Genomic DNA, 4,172 nt, shown 5'->3' on the forward strand with positions numbered 1-4,172 from the left:
GCCCTTTCATCAAGCGGTAGTAGCTATCAATTAGTGAGCAAACCGATGCAACAACCGGCCCCCGGTGATCCGCAGCGGATCAGCCCCGGCGCGGCTTGCGCGCCTTGCCCTTGCTGGACTTGCCCGCCACCGCCTTTTTGACCGAGGCCTTCAGCGACTGAATGGGCGAACGCGCTGCCCGCTCGCGGGTCAGGCCCGCCTTTTCGGTCGCCGACATCGCAGCCCCTTTTTCAGCCTTTCGTGCGCCTGCACGGCCACCGGCCTTGCGCGTGCTGCCGCTGGCGCCATCTGAACCCAGACCCTTGTCCTTCAGGGCGCGGCCCAGCAGCTCCTCACCCTCGCGCACCAGGCGGAAGTCGATCTTGCGCCCGTCCAGATCCACACGGCTCACCTGCACCCGCACGCGGGCACCGATGGCGTAGCGGATGCCGGTGCGCTCGCCGCGCAGCTCCTGGCGCGCCTCGTCGAACTTGAAGTATTCCCCGCCCAGTTCGGTGATATGCACCAGCCCCTCGACGTACATCGCGTCCAGCGTCACAAAGATGCCGAAGCTCGTCGCAGCACTGACCACGCCGCTGTATTCCTCGCCCAGGTGCTCGCGCATGTACTTGCACTTGAGCCAGGCTTCCACATCGCGGCTGGCCTCGTCGGCACGGCGCTCGTTGGCGCTGCAGTGCAAACCGGCGGCCTCCCAGGCCTGCGTCTCGCGGCTAGGCGGCTTCACATCCTTGCGCGGCTTGGTCCCAGGGGCTGCCACACGCGAAGCCAGGCGTTTGGCCAGCTTGGCATGCGCCTCGCCGGGCGTGGGCAAAGACGGCAGTTTGTATTGGGTCTTGTTGAGGATGGCCTTGATGACGCGATGCACCAGCAGGTCGGGATAACGCCGGATGGGGCTGGTGAAGTGCGTGTAGGCATCAAACGCCAGGCCGAAATGTCCGCTGTTGATGGGGGTGTAGATGGCCTGTTGCATGGAGCGCAGCAGCATGGTGTGGATCTGCTGGGCATCGGGCCGCTCTTTGGTCGCCTCGGCGATAGCCTGAAAGTCGCCCGGCTTGGGGTCGTCGCCAATCGTCATGCCCACGGCCATGGCCTTGAGGTAGTTGCGCAGGATCTCCTGCTTCTCGGGCGTGGGGCCTTCGTGCACGCGGAACAGGCCGGGCTGACCGCCCTGGGCGATGAAGTCGGCGCTGCACACATTGGCGGCCAGCATGGCCTCTTCGATGAGCTTGTGCGCATCATTGCGGGTACGCGGCACGATCTTCTCGATACGGCCGTTTTCGTCGCAGACGATTTGCGTCTCGGTGGTCTCGAAGTCCACGGCGCCGCGCGCCTGGCGTGCAATGAGCAGCGCGCGGTACACGTCGTGCAGGTTGAGCAGGTCCTTGACGCGGTCCTTGCGCTTGCTGGCCTCGGGGCCGCGCGTATTGGCCAAAATGGCTGCGACCTCGGTGTACGTGAAGCGCGCGTGGCTGAACATCACAGCCGGGTAGAACTGGTAGGCATGCACCTCGCCTTTGGCAGTGACCAGCATGTCACAGACCATGCACAAGCGCTCCACCTCAGGGTTGAGCGAGCACAGGCCGTTGGACAACTTCTCGGGCAGCATGGGGATCACGCGGCGCGGGAAGTAAACGCTGGTTGCGCGGTCGTAGGCGTCGATGTCAATAGCGCTGCCGGTCTCCACGTAGTGGCTCACGTCGGCAATCGCCACCAGCAGACGCCAGCCCTTGCTGCGGCCGACCTTGGCGGGCTCGCAGTACACGGCATCGTCGAAGTCGCGGGCATCTTCGCCATCGATGGTGACCAAAGGCACGTCGGTCAGGTCCACGCGGCGCTTCTTGTCCTGCGCACGCACCTTGTCCGGAAGCTCCTTGGCTTGTGCCAGGCATTCGGCCGAGAACTCGTGCGGCACGCCGTACTTGCGCACGGCGATCTCGATCTCCATGCCCGGGTCATCGACCTCACCGAGTACCTCGGTGATACGGCCCACTGGCTGGCCGAACAAGGCGGGAGGTTCGGTGAGTTCAACAACAACGACCTGCCCAGGTTTTGCAGCGCCGGTGGCCCCCTTGGGAATCAACACATCCTGACCGTAGCGCTTGTCTTCAGGCGCCACCAGCCACACCCCGCTTTCCTGCAGCAAACGGCCGATGATGGGCTGCGGCGGGCGCTCAATGATCTCGACCACGCGGCCCTCGGGGCGGCCACGGCGGTCCTGGCGCACGATGCGAACGCGCACACGGTCCTTGTGCAGAACGGCGCGCATTTCGTTGGGGGGAATAAAGATGTCGCCTTCGCCATCGTCGCGGATGACAAAACCGTGTCCATCACGGTGCCCCTGCACGCTGCCTTCAATTTCCTGCGACAAATGTGCAACGGGTTGCGCGCCGGGGGTGGTTTTTTTGTTATACAATCTGAGTCTTTCCTGAAATGCCCAGGTGGCGGAATTGGTAGACGCACTAGTTTCAGGTACTAGCGAGTAACATCGTGGAGGTTCGAGTCCTCTCCTGGGCACCAAGTTTAACGAGAACCTGAGACGGTTTTCAAAATATCAAAGCCGCTGCACACACAGCGGCTTTTTTATTTTTCAAGCGACCTGCGCACGCGAACCAGTTGCGCGCATCAGGCAGGTCACCCCCACTGAGCCAACTGGAGCCTCGTGCAGATGCGCAACCCTGCCGCCACGCAGCACGATAAAAAAGCCGCCGCACACAATTTTCAGAAAAATGAGCAACTTGGCTGAAGCCCTCAAAAAACGCTCTATAATTCAAAGCTGATCTGAAAGCCCAGGTGGCGGAATTGGTAGACGCACTAGTTTCAGGTACTAGCGAGTAACATCGTGGAGGTTCGAGTCCTCTCCTGGGCACCAAATAATAAGCCTGCAAGTTGCAAAACTTGCAGGCTTTTTCTTTGCACCTCTCGCACCGAAAGACACGCCTGAACGCCGGCACCAACGTGTTCAACACGCAAGGCCCGGATCACGCAGGATGGTCGGCTCTTGATCCAACCCGGGGACCGCAGCATTGCCTGCTCGCCCCATCGCATCCGTGACCCATGTCGGTTTCGCAAAGAAAGCAACCAGGCGTAACAGCCTTCCTGTGAAGCCCCGCTATCGCCCTTGTCTTACAGACGGAACTGCGGCACTTTGCTGAAATCTGATTCGGTAGCCATTGCGGCTGCCTGGGCGGTCATTGAGACGCCCACCCTTTTTTGTCTCTTGATGACGAGGACTTCATCATGAAACGCCATTCCCTCCCACCTGGCGCACGCGCCGTCGCAGCCTTTCTGGGCACCGTGGTGCTGGCTGTGCTGGCGGCGGTGACCGTGCTGATGCCGGAGGTGGCCGTGCAATCGGTCGATTCGATGCTGCACCTGCCTGCCGGACTGGACGAGATTTTGTCCAGCGGTTTTGTGAGGCACTGAGCCCGCTGACGGCGTGGGTAGCTTGGATATCGCGCCCGATGCGCGGGCGTGTGGGTCAAAACAGCAACACCGTAGCAAAAACCATAGCATCAGAGTACCATCCGGCGCTGCACACCCTGATTTTCGGGTGGCATTCAGGAATGGAGGACGATCGTGACCCCACGTTTTCGAGTCCCTGCAGACATTCTTCGCTCACTCTTGAGTCCCCACTACGGGGCAGCCCTGGCGCTCCTGGCGCTCCTGGGGATGCTTGTGGGTTGCTCCAGTCCCCGGGATGGAACACTGGAGGAGTTCTCGCGTTGGCATGACAACGCACGGGCCCAGGCCCAGGCGGGCGCACTCAGTTGGAGTGAGCTGTACAAACAAAGCTTTGACCGCCTCACGGCTCTGCCACCGTCGCTGCAACAAGACACTCGGCTGGAAAACACGGTGCTGCTGCTGTCCATGGCCCACAAATTTGAAGCTAACGAGATCAGCGCCCAGCAATTTGCTGCAGAGCGCAGCGACATCGAGAGCCAACTCCAGGCGCGCCTGCGCTGAGCTGCTCCGGTTACTTCACCCGGGTTGCGCCCTGCTCGACGATGCCCACGCGGCGACGCAAAGCGGCTGCAGTGTCAGCATCCCCCGCAGCCTCGGCCCGCTGCACCTGCACCAGCAACCAAGCGAGCAACGGTCTGCGCCAACCTTGTGCGGATGCCGTGTCGGTGGCTGCGGCCATCACGGCGGGGCTGGCACGCCCGGACTGAAAC

The 4,172-nt window shown here is 62.0% G+C and carries 3 protein-coding genes, 2 tRNA genes and 1 pseudogene; 4 read left to right on the top strand and 2 right to left on the bottom strand.

Annotated elements, in window-relative coordinates:
* Positions 1 to 79: 79 nt before the first annotated feature.
* Positions 80 to 2,413, bottom strand: a complete 2,334-nt coding sequence (gene rnr, locus DBR12_RS17625; RefSeq protein ID WP_108618454.1) for a ribonuclease R — start codon at positions 2,411 to 2,413, stop codon at positions 80 to 82.
* Between the two features lie 19 nt (positions 2,414 to 2,432).
* On the opposite strand from rnr, the gene DBR12_RS17630 reads away from it, so the two are divergent.
* From DBR12_RS17630 to DBR12_RS17645, 4 genes are all read left to right on the top strand, one after another.
* Positions 2,433 to 2,517: transfer RNA gene (locus DBR12_RS17630), tRNA-Leu, on the top strand.
* 267 nt (positions 2,518 to 2,784) lie between these two features.
* Positions 2,785 to 2,869 (top strand) — tRNA-Leu (locus tag DBR12_RS17635).
* 368 nt (positions 2,870 to 3,237) lie between these two features.
* Positions 3,238 to 3,423 carry a hypothetical protein gene (locus DBR12_RS17640; protein WP_108618455.1) on the top strand — a complete coding sequence of 62 codons (186 nt, stop codon included), beginning with the start codon at positions 3,238 to 3,240 and terminating at the stop codon, positions 3,421 to 3,423.
* A gap of 153 nt (positions 3,424 to 3,576) precedes the next feature.
* The gene (locus DBR12_RS17645) at positions 3,577 to 3,963 is read left to right on the top strand and encodes a hypothetical protein (RefSeq protein WP_233244754.1); all 387 of its coding nucleotides are present in this window, start codon (positions 3,577 to 3,579) and stop codon (positions 3,961 to 3,963) included.
* Positions 3,964 to 3,973: 10 nt separating this feature from the next.
* Here DBR12_RS17645 and DBR12_RS23120 read toward each other — a convergent pair.
* Positions 3,974 to 4,172, bottom strand: a pseudogene (locus tag DBR12_RS23120) (hypothetical protein); the annotation flags it as partial.

It is taken from the genome of Acidovorax sp. HMWF029 (assembly GCF_003060895.1).
Lineage (GTDB): Bacteria > Pseudomonadota > Gammaproteobacteria > Burkholderiales > Burkholderiaceae_C > Acidovorax.